This is a genomic window from Labrys monachus (assembly GCF_030814655.1).
GTDB lineage: Bacteria > Pseudomonadota > Alphaproteobacteria > Rhizobiales > Labraceae > Labrys > Labrys monacha.
Map to the genome: position 1 here is coordinate 6,116,304 of NZ_JAUSVK010000001.1, position 14,324 is coordinate 6,130,627.

Genomic DNA, 14,324 nt, shown 5'->3' on the forward strand with positions numbered 1-14,324 from the left:
CGATGCCCATCGCTGCAGCCACCATCGAGGCCGGGCCCCTGCTCCTCTCGGTCGCCGCCATGGCGGTGTTCTTCTGCGTTGCGATGGCGGCCGCCTGGCTGGCGCAGCGCCGGACGGGCAAGTCGGGATGGGCCGACGTCGCCTGGACCTTCGGGCTGGGCGCAGCCGGCGCCTTCCTCGCCCTCGCGCCGCTCGGCGACGCGCCGCACCCGTTCCGCCAGGGCCTCGTCGCGGCGCTGGCGGTCGCCTGGGCGCTGCGCCTCGGCGTCCACATCCTCAAGCGCACGCTCTCCGGCGGCGAGGACCCGCGCTACCGCCAGTTCGCCCTCGAATGGGGGGACGCCTTTGCCCGCCGGCTGTTCTGGTTCCTGCAGCTGCAGGCGGTCTGCGGCCTCTTCCTCGCCCTGACCGTGCTCGCCGCCGCCCACGATCCCGTTCCGCACCTGCGCTGGAGCGACGCCCTCGGCCTCGCGGTGCTGGTGATCGCCATCGTCGGCGAAGGCGTCGCCGACGCCCAGCTCGTGCGCTTCCGCGCCGATCCCGGCGGTGAAGGACGGGTGTGCGACACCGGGCTGTGGGGGCTGTCGCGCCATCCGAACTATTTCTTCCAGTGGCTCGGCTGGATCGCCTATCCCGTCATCGCCCTCGACCTGTCGGGCGCCTATCCGTGGGGCTGGCTCGCGCTGACGGGGCCGGTCTTCATGTACTGGCTGCTGGTGCACGTCTCCGGCATCCCGCCGCTCGAAGCGCATATGCTGCGTTCGCGCGGCGATGCCTACCGGGCCTACCAGGCCCGGGTGAACGCCTTCTTCCCCGGCCCGCCTTCGAAGGAGACCGCCCCGTGACTCTCGTCGCATCGGCCATCGGCATGATCGAGCGCACATCCCTGCCGGACTGGATGACCCGCGGCGGCGTGCAGTTCCTGGTCGGGCGCACGCGCCGGCAGCTCGCGCGCCTGCCCTGCGCCGACGCCGCCTTTGCCGGCATGATGGCGACGCATCCCATCGCCCTGCATGCCGAGGACGCCAACGCCCAGCATTACGAGATCCCTGCAGACTTCTTCGGCCTCGTGCTCGGGCCGAACCGCAAATATTCCTGCTGCCTCTATGACGAGGGCGCCGGCACGCTCGCCGAGGCCGAGGAGCACGCGCTCGCGCGCACCATGGATCATGCGGACCTGCGGGACGGGCAGGCGATCCTCGAACTCGGCTGCGGCTGGGGTTCGCTCAGCCTCGCCATGGCCGCGCGCTTTCCGGCCGCCAGGATCACCTGCGTGTCGAACTCCGCCAGCCAGCGCGCCTTCATCCAGAGCCGGGCCGCCACCCGCCGCCTCGCCAATCTGAAGGTGATCACCGCCGACATGAACGTCTTCGCGCCGGCCGGCCGGTTCGACCGCGTGGTGTCGGTGGAGATGTTCGAGCACATGACCAATTGGCGGGACCTGCTCACGCGCGTGCGCAGCTGGCTCGAGCCCGGCGGCAGCCTGTTCCTGCACGTCTTCAGCCATCGCAGCCAGCCCTACCGCTTCGACCATGCCGACAAGGCCGACTGGATCGCCCAGCATTTCTTCACCGGCGGCATCATGCCGAGCCACGATCTCATCCGCCAGTTCGGCGATCTCTTCGTCCTCGACGAGGCGTGGCGCTGGAGCGGGCGCAATTACGAGCGGACGGCGCTCGACTGGCTCGCCAATTTCGACGCCAACGGCCGGCAGATCGATCGCATCCTGGCGGCGGTCTACGGCACCGAGGCGGCGCTGTGGCGCCGGCGCTGGCGGCTGTTCTTCCTCGCCACCGCCGGCCTGTTCGGCAATCGCGGCGGCACCGAATGGGGCGTCAGCCACTACCGGCTGCGGCCCCATATGCGCTAACTTTAGATTGTTAAACGTGACGTTTGGGCCCTCCCTCCCCCTTGCGGGGAGGGAATAGAAGGGTGGGGGTCAGGACAACAATCTCATCGGTCGAGACTATGTCTCGACCCCCATCCCTTCCCCTTCCCCGCAAGGGGGAAGGGAGACCCGAGCGTTGCACCCGCCTAAGTTAAGTTAGCGCATATGGGCTGCGGCCCAGCCTCGACGCTGCGGCATAGCCGATGCCGGCGGCGCAGGCCGTCAGCACGGTGCCCCACGCCATGTCGGCGAGGGTCAGCACCGCCGGCCAGCCCTTCAGCGTCGCATGGTTGGTGAGGTCGTAGGTGCCATAGGCGACGAGCCCGAGCAGGGCGCCGCGCAGCACGGCCTCGCGCCAATGGCCGGAGACGGCGACGGCCAGTTGCACCACTCCGACCAGATAGAGCGCGTAGAACAGCACGGCCGGCGCCGGCGACACCCGGTCGGCCATGAGAGGGCCGAGGAAGGGGCGATAGAGGAGCGACGTCATCTGGGTCAGCCAGACCAGGTCGAGGCCGAGAAGGCACAGCGCCGCCCCCGCATAGGCCGCCAGAAACCTCGCCATGAACCCGCTCCGCTCGATTGTCCTGCCCGGTGATACGGAACCGGCCGGCGGGCGGATCAATCCGGACCCGGCCCGCGCCGATGCCGGCCGGCGTTCGCCGGGGGAAACGGCAAAGCCGCCCGGGAACGAACCCTGACGGCGGCTTTTGTCGATACGGACGAATTGACGAAGAAGGAGTTTGGTGGAGCCAGACGGGATCGAACCGTCGACCTCTTGAATGCCATCCAAGCGCTCTCCCAGCTGAGCTATGACCCCACTCCTGAAAGGCGACGCTTGGGATTGTCGCCTTCGAACCGTTCGGCGTCACCGCCGACGGGCCGCTCATCTGTCACGGATCGCGGCCCGACGCAAGACATTTCGATGAAGAAAATTTCGAAAAAATCGGAAGGGCGTCGCCGCCCGGCCGATCACGGCTCCTCGTCGTCCTCGATGCCGTCGCCGATCAGATCGATGACGTCGTCGCTCTCGTCCTCGTCTTCCTCGAGGAAGGTATCGTCGCCGGGCGCCGCATCGTCCTCGACGTCGATGTCGTCGTCGACCGCCGCCACCTTGGTGGCACCCGCCTCGTCATCGGCCTCTTCCAGGCTGATGAGTTCGGCATCGGCCACCGGATCGAGTTCGACCTCGCTCTCGACCGGCACGGCGCGGGGCGCGATGGCGTCGGGGCGGGCGTTGCGCAGAAGCGGCGCGGCGATCGTCACCACCTGCCCCGTATAGGGCGAGATGATCGGATCCTTGTTGAGATCGTAGAATTTGCGCCCCGTCGTCGGACAGACGCGCTTAGTGCCAAGTTCAGGTCTGGCCACGGCGTAAACCTTATGTCGAATTCGGAGTGCGAGGCCGCTACAGAGAGAACGGCCCGGTGTCAATGAGATTCGCAAGATGGGGGCCCCTCATCATTTGGCAAGAGGTCAAGCAAAATGTCGCGCTGCCCACAGGGCGCGGCGGAATCGCGGCGGCGAAATCCCGGCCGCCCGGCGCCCGCCCACCGCGCGGCGCTTCTTTCTTTGTCATCACGCCCATCCATGCTAAGCGCCCCGCGAAGTCGAAGCCCGACGCCGCAAAGCCGCCGTCCATACCTGCTGTCCAAGCCTGCCGGAGTCCGCCCGTGTCCGCCTCCCCCGATCAGATCGTGCCCCTGTCCGCAAGCCGCAGCCGGGGCCTCGCGGGCCGGGTCCGCGTGCCCGGCGACAAGTCGATCTCGCATCGCTCGATGATCTTCGGCCTGCTCAGCGTCGGCGAGACCACGGTCGAGGGCCTGCTCGAAGGGGCCGACGTGCTGGCGACGGCCGAGGCCTGCCGTAAGCTCGGCGCCACCATCGAGCGCGTCGGCGAGGGCGCCTGGCGCATCCGCGGCGTCGGCGTCGGCGGCCTGCTGTCGCCCGAGAGCGCGCTCGATTTCGGCAATGCCGGCACCGGCGCCCGCCTGATGATGGGCGTGGTCGCCGGGCACGGCATCACCGCCTCCTTCGACGGCGACGCCTCGCTGCGCAAGCGGCCGATGATGCGCGTGCTGACGCCGCTGCTGCGCATGGGCGCCGAGATCGTCTCCAGCGCCGAAGGCGGCCGGCTGCCGCTCGTCCTGCGCGGCGCCGCCGATCCGGTCCCCATCACCTATGAGACGCCCGTCGCCTCGGCGCAGGTCAAGTCCGCCGTGCTGCTCGCCGGCATCAACGCGCCGGGCCGGACCACGGTGATCGAGGCGGAAGCGACGCGCGACCATACCGAGCGCATGCTCGCCCATTTCGGCGCCGAGGTCACCGTCACCCCGCATGGCGACCATGGCCGCCGGATCGTGCTGCAGGGCCGCCCCGAACTGAGGCCCTCCCCCATCGTCGTCCCGGCCGACCCGTCCTCCGCCGCCTTCCCGCTGGTGGCTGCGCTGATCGTGCCCGGATCGGACATCGTCATCGAAGGGGTGATGATGAACCCGCTGCGCATCGGCCTGATCACCACGCTGAAGGAGATGGGCGCCGACATCGTCGAGCTCGACCGCCGCGTCGAGGGGGGCGAGGACGTCGCCGACCTGCGCGTGCGCCACTCGGCCCTGAAGGGCGTCGACGTGCCGGCCGAACGGGCCCCGTCGATGATCGACGAATATCCGGTGCTGGCGGTGGCGGCCGCATTCGCCAGCGGCGAGACCCGCATGAACGGCCTCGACGAATTGCGGGTGAAGGAAAGCGACCGGCTCGCCGCCGTCGCCGCCGGACTCGCCGCCAACGGCGTCGACCACCGCATCGAGGGCAACGACCTCATCGTCGCCGGCACGGAACGGGCGAAGGGCGGCGGCCTCGTCGCCACCCATATGGACCACCGCATCGCCATGGCCTTCCTGGTGATGGGCCTGGCCTCGGACAAACCCGTCACCGTCGACGACACCGGCTTCATCGCCACCAGCTTTCCCGTCTTCGTGCCGATGATGCGCGGCCTGGGCGCCGAATTCGCATGATCATCGCGATCGACGGGCCGGCCGCCTCGGGAAAGGGCACGCTGGCCAGGCGCCTCGCCGCGCATTTCGGCCTGCCGCATCTCGATACCGGGCTGCTCTATCGCGCCGTCGGGCGGATCGCGCTCGACCGGGGCCTGGATCTCGACGACGCCGATGCCACCGCCGACATCGCCGAGCAGCTCGACGTCGCCGAGCTCGATGAGGCGCGGCTGCGCGGCCGGGAGATGGGCGAGGCCGCCTCCGTGGTCGCCGCGCATCCCAAGGTGCGCAAGGCGCTGCTCGACCTGCAGCGCCGCTTCGCCCATCAGCGCGGTGGCGCCGTGCTCGACGGGCGCGACATCGGCACGGTGATCGCGCCCGGCGCCGAAATGAAGATCTTCGTCACCGCCGCGCCGGACATCCGCGCCCGGCGGCGCCATCTGGAGCTCGAAAGGCGCGGCGACGCTCCTTCCTTCGAGGATGTGCTGGCCGACATCCGCAAGCGCGACATCCGCGACGCGGGCCGGGCCGACGCGCCGCTCAAGCCGGCGCCCGACGCGCATATCCTCGACACCACCGCCCTCGACGCCGACGGCGCCTTCGACGTCGCGCTGGCCCTGGTGACCGGCGCGAGCCGCGGCGCGGGCGCGAGGAACGCCTCGTCCTGAGCCGGCGCGGTATCTTTCCGCGACGGGCCTTGCCGAATCCGCCGCCATCGGGAAGGGTCCGGCCGCCCTCGGGCGGCTTTGAAAACGGCAAAATCGTGCTGGTGCCGGTGATCGAAGGCCGCTCAGGCTTGATTTCACTGCCGATGAGGCTGATATCCGCCCCGAACGAATTTTGGAACGGAAAGCCATGACCAACAAGACCACTCCCCATGCCGAAGCTGCCGACGCCGCGATCGAGGCGGAGGCCACGGCATCGGCCGAGGCCCGGGCCGCGGCGGGAAACAACCCTTCCTCCGACGCGAAGGCGGATGTGGGCGCCAATGACGGCGCCTTCGAGGTGCTGACCAAGCTCCAGGCCGAAAATGCCGAGCTGAAGGACCGCCTGCTGCGCACGCTGGCCGAGGTCGAGAACGTCCGCCGCCGCGGCGAGCGCGAAGTCAACGACACCCGGCTCTACGCCATCGCCAAATTCGCCGGCGACATGCTCGGCGTCGCCGACAATATGGGCCGGGCGCTCGCCACCATCCCGGCCGAAGCCCGCGCGACCGGCGATGCGACGATCAAGGCGCTGGTGGAAGGCGCCGAGCTGACGGAACGCGAGATGCTGCGCGCGCTCGAGAAGCACGGCGTCAAGAAGATCGATCCCAAGGGCGAGCGCTTCGACCCGAATTTCCACCAGGCGATGTTCGAGGTGCCCGATCCCTCGGTGCCGAACGGCACGGTCGCCCAGGTCGTGCAGGTCGGCTACAGCATCGGCTCGCGCGTGTTGCGGCCGGCCATGGTCGGCGTCGCCCGCGGCGGCCCCAAGGCAGCGGCGCCGGAAGCCGAGAAGCAGGGATAGGACCGCATTTCCGCCGTTTTTCGGCAGCGAATATTTCCGGCGCAACCGGAAATATTCGCTGTTCCCTTATTTAGATCCTCCCGCGCGACAGATATGCTTTCGCCCTCCCCGGCATTGCCTGCAGCCTTCCGTCCGCCGCCATTCCCTTGCTTGCGCGACGCGCGAAGATATCAACAGGCGTGGGCGCCGCAATAAACCTGCTCTTCGAAAGGCAGCGGCTCAAGAAGACCGCAGCCGGAGCAGAGTTTTTCATTGGGGCCGCCCCCGCAGACTCGCCTGCGATACGTCTTTCAATTATGCTGCCGTTGGGTTTGGGGAGGCTCGAAGCAGTATGAGACGGACATTCTATTCGCTGGCGGTGCTGGCCTGCATGGCAGCCGGCGTCATCGCGCCCGCGTCGGCGCAGGCCGACGCCCTGCTGGAGCGCGGCAGCTATTTGATGAACGGCATCGTCGCATGCGGCAATTGCCATACGCCCAAGGGGCCGGAGGGCAAGCCGATCGCGGATAGGGAATTGTCGGGCGGCTTCGTGATCGATGCGCCGGTCTTCCATGCGGTCGTCCCGAACATCACGCCGGATCCCGACACCGGCATCGGGCGCTGGACCGATGCGCAGATCGTCGAGGCGGTCCGCAACGGCAAGCGGCCGGACGGCTCGATCATCGGCCCGCCCATGCCGATCGCCTTCTATCGCGGCATGTCGGATGCCGACGTGAACGCGCTCGTCGCCTATCTGCGCCAGGTCAAGCCGATCTCGAACAAGGTGGAGAAGTCGGTCTACCGCATCCCGCTGCCCGCCGCCTACGGGCCGCCGGTGGTCGCCGTTCCCGAGGTGCCGAAGACGGACAAGGTCGCCTATGGCCATTATCTGGCCACCGGCCTCGGCCATTGCATGGACTGCCATACGCCCCTCGTCCAGGGGCGCAACGACATGGCCCGCCTCGGGGCCGGTGGCAACGAGTTCGGCGCGCCGGGCGGCGGCCTGATCGCCTCCTCCAACCTCACGCCGGCGAACGCCAACGGCATCGCTGCCTGGAGCGACGACGGGCTGAAGGCGGCGATCCGGACCGGCATCCGGCCCAATGGCAGCCATATCGTTCCGCTGATGGCGTTCGGCTGGTACCGCAACATCAGCGACGACGATGCCGGGGCTCTCGTCGCCTTCCTGCGGACGCTGAAGCCGGCTCAGTAGCCGCCGAGGCTCTTTCCCTTTGCCGTCCGCTGCCTGTACAAGACGGCGAGGGGAACGAGATGAAGATCACCGCAATCCGGGCCACGCCCGTCAATATTCCGCTCGAGGCCCCCTATCTGTGGTCCTATGGCTCGCTGGCGGGCTTTTCCAAGGCCATCGTCGAGGTCGAGACCGACGAGGGCCTCACCGGCGTGGGCGAAGCGCCGTCTCATGCCCATGCCGCCATCATCGAGACACGGCTCGCCCCGCGCCTCGTCGGCCGTGATCCCATCGACATCGCCGGCGCCGAGCAGGTCTGCGTGCCGAGCTGGCAGGGGGTTTCCAACAACATCGACTACGGGCTCGTCCGCGCCTTCGGCGGCATCGAGATGGCGCTGTGGGACCTGCGCGGCAAGCTGTGGAATCGGCCTCTCTACGACCTGCTCGGCGGCGCGGTCCGCAAGGCCATTCCCGTCACCGACTATTTCAGCTTCCGCGGCCGGGAAGGCGCCTTCGGCGGCGAGACGACGCCCGAGGAAGTCGCCGATTACTGCCTCGGCCTCAAGGAAACGTGGGGCACCACCTTCTTCGAGGGCAAGTTCTACACGGCGGAGCCGGGCCCGAGCATCCGCATGCTGGAATGCCTGCGCGAGACGCTCGGCCCGGACGCCATGCTGCGCATCGATTCGAACATGGCCTATGGTCTCGCCACCGCCCGGCGCATCGCCCGCGCCATCGAGCCGCTCGACATCCGCAACTGGGAGGATCCCTGCGGCTCGCTCTACGAATTGAAGCAGCTGCGCGAGCACACCGCCATCCCGTTCTCCGTCCACAGCCTCGACCTGCGCCAGGCGGTCGACCTCGGCGTGCCCGACGCGGTCGTCACCGACATCGCCACCCATGGCGGCATCGGGCGGACGCTGCGCTTCGTCGGCGCCTGCGAGCAGATGGGCCTCGACTTCTGGTGCTATTCGGGCGATTCGGGCATCGGCAGCGCGGCCTACCTGCATCTGTGCGCCGCCATGCAGCACATCCGGGAGCCCAACCAGTCGCTCTTCCGCATGCAGCCGCTCGACGTGATCGAGGAAGGGCCGTTCCGTCCGCGCGACAATTTGGTCATGGTGCCCGAAGGCCCGGGGCTCGGCGTGACGCTGTCGCCGGACAGGCTGCGCCACTGCCACCGCCTCTTCCTCGACCAGGGCCCCTATGACAAATATCACGACCCCGACCGGCCGGGCGTCTTCCGCCGCCTGCCGCTGAGCTGAGGCCGCGATGCTGGAGATCGCGTGGAAGGGGGCGGCCGGCGGCGCGATCACCGCTTTGATCGTCTTCCTGTCGAAGCGCGGCAATGTCCTGCCGGGCATCCTGCCTCTGTTCCCGACCTTTGCAGTCGTCGCGCTTGCCGTCATCGGGGCACGGGGCGATGCCGGCGGCTTCCGGCAAGCGTGCCTCGCCGGCGCGAAGACGATCCCGGCCTATCTCGCCTTCCTCGCCGTCTGCGCTCTCGCCATCGGCAGGCTCGACTACCGCCTCGCCATCGGCCTCGGGCTGCTGGCCTGGCTCGCGATCGCGCTGGCGATGCTCCTGCTCACGCAGACATGACAAAGGCGGCCCAGGGGCCGCCTTCCGAAAGCGCGAAGACATCACATCCGCGAATGCGGATGCCTCAGGCCGCGGACGAGGCCGAGATCCAGCGCGAGAGCTCGCCCTTGGGGGCCGCGCCGGTCTTCTGGGCCGTCAGCTTGCCGCCCTTGAACATCATCAGCATCGGGATCGACTGGATGCGGAACTGGCTCGCGATCTGCGGGTTCTCATCGACATTGACCTTGGCGATCTTGACCTTGCCCGCCATCTCGGTGGCGATCTCGTCGAGCGCCGGCGCGATCATGCGGCAGGGACCGCACCACTCGGCCCAGAAATCGACGACGACCGGCTCGGCCGAATTGAGGACGTCGGCCTGGAAGGACGCATCCGTGACCTTGATCGTGTTGGCACCCATCTCGAAATTCTCCACAGCGCGCGGCTGGATTGCCGCTACAGGTCTCATGGCACAAAGCTATGAACGCGCTTGCGCCACGTCAAGGCGGGTCCGCCCCTCCAGGCGATGCCGGCACGCCAGCCATGCGGGATTGGGCGGCCTCAGCTGATGATGATGCGCGCCTCGGCGATGCCATGCTGGCGGATCAGCTGGTAGAGCGCCGCGGCATTCTGGGGCGCGAGGCGCACGCAGCCATGCGAAGCGGCCTTGCCGAGCTGGCGGACATAGGACGTGCCGTGCACCGCATAGCCGCCCTTGAAGAACACCGAGAAGGGCATCGGCGAATTGTGGTATTTCTTCGAATAGTGCATCCGCTGCAGCGCCTGGGCGCGGTAGACCCCGCGCGGCGTGTAATAGCCGTTGCGCGCCGTGGAGACCGACCACACGGCCTGCACCGCCCCGTCGACGATCACCGTCATGCTCTGCGAGGCGACGTCGACCTTGGCGATGACGTCGGCCGCGGCCGGCGCCGCCTGGAGCAGGACGCCGGCGCAGAGCGCCAGCAGCAGCATGGTCCAGCGCAGGGTGAAGGCATGCGCCAGGCGGGCGCATCCGCTGCGGAAGGAAGACGCGGAATGAAAGGAACACATGGCAAGCCCCTCGGAATGATCACGCGCGGGTCCCCATGGCCAGCGGGTCGATCGGGTGACGTTCCCTTCGCATTCGCCCGCCCGCCCCTCCATGCGCATTGGCACAGGGGCGTCGCGCGCGTCGAAAAATCACCATGGGACGAACCATGAATCATCATGGTTTAGCTTTCGTTTCGGCCTTCAGGCCGCGCGAATCCCGTTTCGAATCACGTTCGAAGGACGGCTGCCGCGTCGCGCCGGGACAGGCTAGGATCGGGACAGCGAATCACGATGCGGAGCGGTCATGCACGTCCTCAAGCGTTTTCCGGAAGAGCCGAGAGACCCTTCGATCGAGAAAACGCGCCAAGCCGGGACGTCGGCGACCAAGGGCGGGTCGGCGAAAGCGCGATTTGCTCCAGCCCCGTTCATCCTGGCCGTGGCGGCGCTGCTGGCCGCCGCCCCCGCGGCGGCGCAGGACGTCACCCCGCCTGGCTTCAGGCTGGCGCCGCTGGCCGACGTCACGCCGGCGACGCCCGCCAAGCAGCTCTTCGGCCGGAAGGCGGCGCCCGCCGCCCTCGGGCTGGGCTCGATCGGCTTCTATGCCCGGGGCTGCCTGGCGGACGGGGTGAGGCTGCCGATCACCGGGCCGACCTGGCAGGTGATGCGGCTGTCGCGCAACCGCAACTGGGGCAACCCGGCGATCGTCGCCTTCCTCAAGCGGCTGGCCAACCGCGTGCCGCAGGTCGCGGGCGTGCGGGGTCTCCTGGTCGGTGACATGGCCCAGCCCCGGGGCGGCCCGATGATCACCGGCCACGCCTCCCACCAGATCGGGCTCGACGCCGACATCTGGTACCGGCCGATGCCCGATCACGTGCTGTCGGCGCAGGAGCGCGAGACGATGAGCGCGATCGTGATGGTCCGCAGCGACCGCCTCGACGTCAACGACTCGTGGAAGCCGTCCAACATGGCGGTGGTGGAGGCGGCCGCGGAGGATCCGGCCGTCGAGCGCATCTTCGTCAACCCCGCCGTCAAGAAGGCGATGTGCCGCGATGCGACGGGCGACCGTTCATGGCTCGCCAAGGTCCGGCCGATGTACGGGCACGACTATCATTTCCATGTCCGCCTGCTGTGCCCCAAGGGCAGTCGCCTCTGCACACCGCAGGTGCCGCCCCCGCCGGGGGAAGGCTGCGGCAAGGAGCTCGACTACTGGTTCTCGGACGCGGTGCTGCATCCCAAGCCGCCGACGAAGCCGCCGCCACCGCCCCATCAGATCACGATGTCCGAGCTGCCGGCGGCCTGCCGCCAGGTCCTCGCGGTGCCATAAGCCGGACATCTTGCCATCTTGAGCCGTCGCGCCATATAGGGTGGGAGAGCAGGAGTAGCGACGATGGCTGCAGAGCGACAATTATCCGTGCGTTCGGCACGGGCGAGTGAGCTGGCGCATCGCTTGGCGGCGCGCGAGCGGCGATCGATAGCTCATATCGTGGAGCGGGCACTGGATCTCTACGCCCGTCAGAGCATCGGCGAGGAACCTGCGTCGGAATTTTACGCGCGTCTGTCGCGGAACGCCGCGGCAGAGAAGGACATCGATATCGAGGCGCTCGCTCGAGCGGATCGCCAGCCTCATCATGGCATCGATCTGTGATTTTCATCGACACCAACGTGCTGGCGGAGACAATGCGCCCCAGACCGGCACCGGCAGTGATCCATTGGCTGATCGCCAACGACCACCTCGTCGCCGTGCCCGCCATCGTTATCGCCGAGATCGCCTACGGCATCGAGAAAATCCGGCACGATGAACGTTCGCCTCGGCTGCAGTCCAGCCTGGACGAGTGGCGCAGGCGCTTTGCCGGGCGGATCTATGGCTTCGATGAAGAAGCCGCCTTGATCTATGGCCACGTGATGGGTGCGGCGCGTCGGAAAGGCGAAACGCTGGATGCCCTGGATGGCATGATCGCTTCCATTGCCTTGCGCCACGATTATCCGCTCGCCACGCGAAACATCGCGCATTTCGCGCCATGCAGCGTCCGGACGATCAATCCCTGGGGCTGATGCGCAGGCGCCCTCGGCACGCGGTGGCGTATGTACCCGAAACGGGGCACGGCCTATTCCTCGCCATGCCCCGCTTTGGCCTGCAGCCAGTCCGACAGCGCCAGCAGCACGCTCGACAGCATGAAGACGATGTGGATGCCGACGAGCCAATAGAGGTCGCGGTCGGTCAGCTTCTCGATCTGCATGAAGCCCTTGAGGAGCTGGATGGCCGAGATCAGCACGATGGAGGCGAGCAGCTTCAGCTTGAGGCCGGCGAAATCGACCTTGGTCATCCAGGACGGCCAGTTGACATGGTCGGCGCCGTCGATGCGGGAGACGAAATTCTCGTAGCCCGAGAAGATGACGATCAGGATCAGGCTGCCGAGCAATGCGAGATCGACCATCTCCAGCGCGCCGGTCACGGTCTCCTCGCCGGTGAGGGCCACCGCATTCTCGATGTAGTGGACGAGTTCCTGGCCGAATTTCAGCAGGACCACCAGCAGCGAGACCATCAGCCCGATATAGAAGGGCGCCATGATCCAGCGCGAGGCGACGAGCCCTCTTTCGATCCATTTGTCCATCGTGGCTTTCCCAGTCCCGTTGACGATTCGCCGCAAGGTAGAGAGCCGGCCGCGCCGTGAAAACCCGGCTTTCCAATTTGTAATACGCCGCGGCCCGGCGACGCAACCTTTGCCCGGGCGGGATAGGCCGGCCGAGGAAGACGAGCGGCCGGTCAGGGGACCCGCCCACCGGTGTGCCGGTCCCCTGACCGGCACCTTGGCTGACCGGACGTCCGCGCCGGCTACCCCTTCACCCGCACGATCTCGACGCCCGCCATCGCGCCGGGCACCGCGCGCGGCTTCTCGATGCGGACCTTGACCGCGCTGACCAGCGGAAGGGCGAGGCATTTTTGGGCGAGGCGCTCGGCGAAGGTCTCGATCAGGTCGACATGCTCGTCGGCGAGCGCATGAGCGGCCTCCGCGATCCTGCCGTAATCGACGGTGCCGTGGATGTCGTCGCCGCCGAAGCCGTGCACGCCGAGCGTGAGCTCGACATCGGCGACCAGCGGCTGCCGGACGCCCTTCTCATGGGCGTAATAGCCGATATGGGCATCGAGCTGGAGCGCGCGCAGGAAGACGCGGCTGGAAGTCCTGAGGGGGGCGATCTCGGTCATGCCGCTGACTGCCATCTCCGTCACTCTTGTGCCATCGCCATCGCGCCCCTTGCTTGCGCCTCTTCGCCATTCAGCGGATTGTCCGGGTCCCAGTCATAGAGGGTTTCGACGAAACGCATGTCGCGCGCATCGATATGGACGAGGCGGCCGGTCAGTCCGGTGCCGAAGCCGACGATCTCGCGGATCGCCTCCAGCGCCATCATCGAGCCGGCGATGCCGGCGAGCGCTCCCAGGACGCCGGCTTCCGCGCAGCTCGGGATGGTGCCGGGCGGCGGCTTGTGCGGGAAGAGGCAGCGCCATGTCGGGTTCGGCCTGCCCTTGGCATCCGTCTCGAAGGGACGTAGCGTCGTCAGCATGGCGTCGAACACCCCGAGCGCGCCGGCGATCAGCGGCTTGCGGGCGTGGAAGCAGGCATCCGAGACGGCATAGCGCGTGTCGAAATTGTCGGAGCCGTCGAGCACGAGGTCGTAGCCGGCGACCAGCCCGGCCGCATTGTCCGCGTCGAGCCGCACGGCGTGCCTGACCACCCGCACATGCGGATTGAGGCGGGCGATCGCTTCGGCCGCGGTCTCGACCTTGGGCCGGCCGATATCGGCGGTGGCATGGATGACCTGGCGCTGCAGGTTGGAAAGGGCGACGACGTCGTCGTCGACGATGCCGAGCGTGCCGACCCCGGCCGCCGCGAGATAGAGCAGGACCGGCGCGCCGAGGCCGCCCGCGCCGATCACGAGGACGCGCGCCCGCGCCAGCGCCTGCTGGCCGGCGCCGCCGACCTCGTGCATGACGACGTGGCGGGCGTAGCGCTCCAGTTCTTCGGAGGAAAACATCATGGCGCCAGTGTAGCCGGCCGGGGCCGGCCTCCGCAATCGCTTCAAGAACGGCTCGCGAGCGCGCGCTCGCCTTCTCGGCGCCAGCGAGTATGATCGCCGCTCGAGAATCGGGCTTCCAAAG

Annotated in this window: 18 protein-coding genes and 1 tRNA gene; 11 read left to right on the forward strand and 8 right to left on the reverse strand. The window is 68.1% G+C overall.

Annotation, left to right across the window (positions count from 1 at the left end):
• Positions 1-2 precede the first annotated feature (2 nt).
• Together J3R73_RS27905 and J3R73_RS27910 are read left to right on the forward strand one after the other, a co-directional pair.
• The gene (locus J3R73_RS27905) at positions 3-845 is read left to right on the forward strand and encodes a DUF1295 domain-containing protein (RefSeq protein WP_370880027.1); all 843 of its coding nucleotides are present in this window, start codon (positions 3-5) and stop codon (positions 843-845) included.
• Complete coding sequence (locus tag J3R73_RS27910) at positions 842-1,870, forward strand: SAM-dependent methyltransferase (RefSeq protein ID WP_307435069.1); 1,029 nt, start codon at positions 842-844, stop codon at positions 1,868-1,870. Before J3R73_RS27905 ends, J3R73_RS27910 begins: the two co-directional genes overlap by 4 nt.
• 169 nt (positions 1,871-2,039) lie before the next feature.
• Here J3R73_RS27910 and J3R73_RS27915 read toward each other — a convergent pair whose 3' ends face one another.
• From J3R73_RS27915 to J3R73_RS27925, 3 genes are all read right to left on the reverse strand, one after another.
• Positions 2,040-2,453, reverse strand: a complete 414-nt coding sequence (locus J3R73_RS27915; RefSeq protein ID WP_307435070.1) for a DUF2177 family protein — start codon at positions 2,451-2,453, stop codon at positions 2,040-2,042.
• A gap of 179 nt (positions 2,454-2,632) precedes the next feature.
• A tRNA-Ala gene (locus J3R73_RS27920) sits at positions 2,633-2,708 on the reverse strand.
• A gap of 152 nt (positions 2,709-2,860) precedes the next feature.
• A complete protein-coding gene (locus tag J3R73_RS27925; RefSeq protein ID WP_307435071.1) occupies positions 2,861-3,259 on the reverse strand; it encodes a TIGR02300 family protein in 399 nt (132 codons plus the stop codon).
• A gap of 323 nt (positions 3,260-3,582) precedes the next feature.
• Here J3R73_RS27925 and aroA point away from each other — a divergent pair, with 323 nt between their 5' ends.
• From aroA to J3R73_RS27955, 6 genes are all read left to right on the forward strand, one after another.
• Positions 3,583-4,902, forward strand: a complete 1,320-nt coding sequence (gene aroA, locus J3R73_RS27930) for a 3-phosphoshikimate 1-carboxyvinyltransferase (RefSeq protein WP_307437746.1) — start codon at positions 3,583-3,585, stop codon at positions 4,900-4,902.
• On the forward strand, positions 4,899-5,549 hold the full coding sequence (cmk, locus tag J3R73_RS27935) for a (d)CMP kinase (protein WP_307435073.1): 651 nt from the start codon (positions 4,899-4,901) through the stop codon (positions 5,547-5,549). The genes aroA and cmk overlap by 4 nt, the downstream gene beginning before the upstream one ends.
• Before the next feature lie 187 nt (positions 5,550-5,736).
• Positions 5,737-6,390: a nucleotide exchange factor GrpE gene (gene grpE / locus J3R73_RS27940; RefSeq protein ID WP_307435074.1), complete on the forward strand. Its 654-nt coding sequence runs from the start codon at positions 5,737-5,739 to the stop codon at positions 6,388-6,390.
• A 331-nt stretch (positions 6,391-6,721) separates the two neighbouring features.
• Positions 6,722-7,582: a c-type cytochrome gene (locus J3R73_RS27945; protein WP_307435076.1), complete on the forward strand. Its 861-nt coding sequence runs from the start codon at positions 6,722-6,724 to the stop codon at positions 7,580-7,582.
• A gap of 59 nt (positions 7,583-7,641) precedes the next feature.
• Complete coding sequence (locus tag J3R73_RS27950; protein ID WP_307435078.1) at positions 7,642-8,826, forward strand: mandelate racemase/muconate lactonizing enzyme family protein; 1,185 nt, start codon at positions 7,642-7,644, stop codon at positions 8,824-8,826.
• Between the two features lie 7 nt (positions 8,827-8,833).
• The gene (locus J3R73_RS27955; protein ID WP_307435080.1) at positions 8,834-9,163 is read left to right on the forward strand and encodes a GlpM family protein; all 330 of its coding nucleotides are present in this window, start codon (positions 8,834-8,836) and stop codon (positions 9,161-9,163) included.
• A 64-nt stretch (positions 9,164-9,227) separates the two neighbouring features.
• Here the strand turns inward: J3R73_RS27955 and trxA are convergent, their stop codons facing one another.
• Complete coding sequence (gene trxA, locus J3R73_RS27960; RefSeq protein WP_307435082.1) at positions 9,228-9,560, reverse strand: thioredoxin; 333 nt, start codon at positions 9,558-9,560, stop codon at positions 9,228-9,230.
• 140 nt (positions 9,561-9,700) lie between these two features.
• Positions 9,701-10,189, reverse strand: a complete 489-nt coding sequence (locus tag J3R73_RS27965; protein ID WP_307435084.1) for a L,D-transpeptidase — start codon at positions 10,187-10,189, stop codon at positions 9,701-9,703.
• 283 nt (positions 10,190-10,472) lie between these two features.
• Between J3R73_RS27965 and mepA the strand changes: the two genes are divergently transcribed.
• The 3 genes from mepA to J3R73_RS27980 all read left to right on the forward strand — a co-directional run bounded on the left by mepA (position 10,473) and on the right by J3R73_RS27980 (position 12,220).
• Entirely contained in the window at positions 10,473-11,492 is a 1,020-nt protein-coding gene (mepA, locus tag J3R73_RS27970; RefSeq protein ID WP_307435086.1) for a penicillin-insensitive murein endopeptidase, read from the forward strand.
• A 63-nt stretch (positions 11,493-11,555) separates the two neighbouring features.
• Positions 11,556-11,813 (forward strand): plasmid stabilization protein, encoded by a 258-nt coding sequence (locus tag J3R73_RS27975; RefSeq protein WP_307435087.1) that lies wholly within the window; start codon positions 11,556-11,558, stop codon positions 11,811-11,813.
• Positions 11,810-12,220: a type II toxin-antitoxin system VapC family toxin gene (locus J3R73_RS27980; RefSeq protein ID WP_307435089.1), complete on the forward strand. Its 411-nt coding sequence runs from the start codon at positions 11,810-11,812 to the stop codon at positions 12,218-12,220. Before J3R73_RS27975 ends, J3R73_RS27980 begins: the two co-directional genes overlap by 4 nt.
• A gap of 53 nt (positions 12,221-12,273) precedes the next feature.
• Here the strand turns inward: J3R73_RS27980 and J3R73_RS27985 are convergent, their stop codons facing one another.
• From J3R73_RS27985 to J3R73_RS27995, 3 genes are all read right to left on the reverse strand, one after another.
• Complete coding sequence (locus J3R73_RS27985; protein ID WP_307435092.1) at positions 12,274-12,780, reverse strand: TIGR00645 family protein; 507 nt, start codon at positions 12,778-12,780, stop codon at positions 12,274-12,276.
• Positions 12,781-13,001: 221 nt separating this feature from the next.
• Positions 13,002-13,388, reverse strand: coding sequence for a dihydroneopterin aldolase (gene folB / locus J3R73_RS27990; RefSeq protein WP_307437750.1), 387 nt, complete (start codon positions 13,386-13,388; stop codon positions 13,002-13,004).
• 5 nt (positions 13,389-13,393) lie between these two features.
• Positions 13,394-14,200, reverse strand: coding sequence for a HesA/MoeB/ThiF family protein (locus J3R73_RS27995; protein WP_307435093.1), 807 nt, complete (start codon positions 14,198-14,200; stop codon positions 13,394-13,396).
• Between the last annotated feature and the right edge of the window lie 124 nt (positions 14,201-14,324).

What these genes read in the sequence shown, in the direction of transcription:
- J3R73_RS27905 (WP_370880027.1), top strand. Translation starts at nt 3, where the DNA reads ATGCCCATCGCTGCAGCCACCATCGAGGCCGGGCCCCTGCTCCTCTCG.
- J3R73_RS27915 (WP_307435070.1), bottom strand. Translation starts at nt 2,453, where the DNA reads ATGGCGAGGTTTCTGGCGGCCTATGCGGGGGCGGCGCTGTGCCTTCTC.
- cmk (WP_307435073.1), top strand. Translation starts at nt 4,899, where the DNA reads ATGATCATCGCGATCGACGGGCCGGCCGCCTCGGGAAAGGGCACGCTG.
- grpE (WP_307435074.1), top strand. Translation starts at nt 5,737, where the DNA reads ATGACCAACAAGACCACTCCCCATGCCGAAGCTGCCGACGCCGCGATC.
- J3R73_RS27945 (WP_307435076.1), top strand. Translation starts at nt 6,722, where the DNA reads ATGAGACGGACATTCTATTCGCTGGCGGTGCTGGCCTGCATGGCAGCC.
- J3R73_RS27950 (WP_307435078.1), top strand. Translation starts at nt 7,642, where the DNA reads ATGAAGATCACCGCAATCCGGGCCACGCCCGTCAATATTCCGCTCGAG.
- J3R73_RS27955 (WP_307435080.1), top strand. Translation starts at nt 8,834, where the DNA reads ATGCTGGAGATCGCGTGGAAGGGGGCGGCCGGCGGCGCGATCACCGCT.
- trxA (WP_307435082.1), bottom strand. Translation starts at nt 9,560, where the DNA reads ATGGGTGCCAACACGATCAAGGTCACGGATGCGTCCTTCCAGGCCGAC.
- J3R73_RS27965 (WP_307435084.1), bottom strand. Translation starts at nt 10,189, where the DNA reads ATGTGTTCCTTTCATTCCGCGTCTTCCTTCCGCAGCGGATGCGCCCGC.
- mepA (WP_307435086.1), top strand. Translation starts at nt 10,473, where the DNA reads ATGCACGTCCTCAAGCGTTTTCCGGAAGAGCCGAGAGACCCTTCGATC.
- J3R73_RS27975 (WP_307435087.1), top strand. Translation starts at nt 11,556, where the DNA reads ATGGCTGCAGAGCGACAATTATCCGTGCGTTCGGCACGGGCGAGTGAG.
- J3R73_RS27985 (WP_307435092.1), bottom strand. Translation starts at nt 12,780, where the DNA reads ATGGACAAATGGATCGAAAGAGGGCTCGTCGCCTCGCGCTGGATCATG.
- folB (WP_307437750.1), bottom strand. Translation starts at nt 13,388, where the DNA reads ATGGCAGTCAGCGGCATGACCGAGATCGCCCCCCTCAGGACTTCCAGC.
- J3R73_RS27995 (WP_307435093.1), bottom strand. Translation starts at nt 14,200, where the DNA reads ATGTTTTCCTCCGAAGAACTGGAGCGCTACGCCCGCCACGTCGTCATG.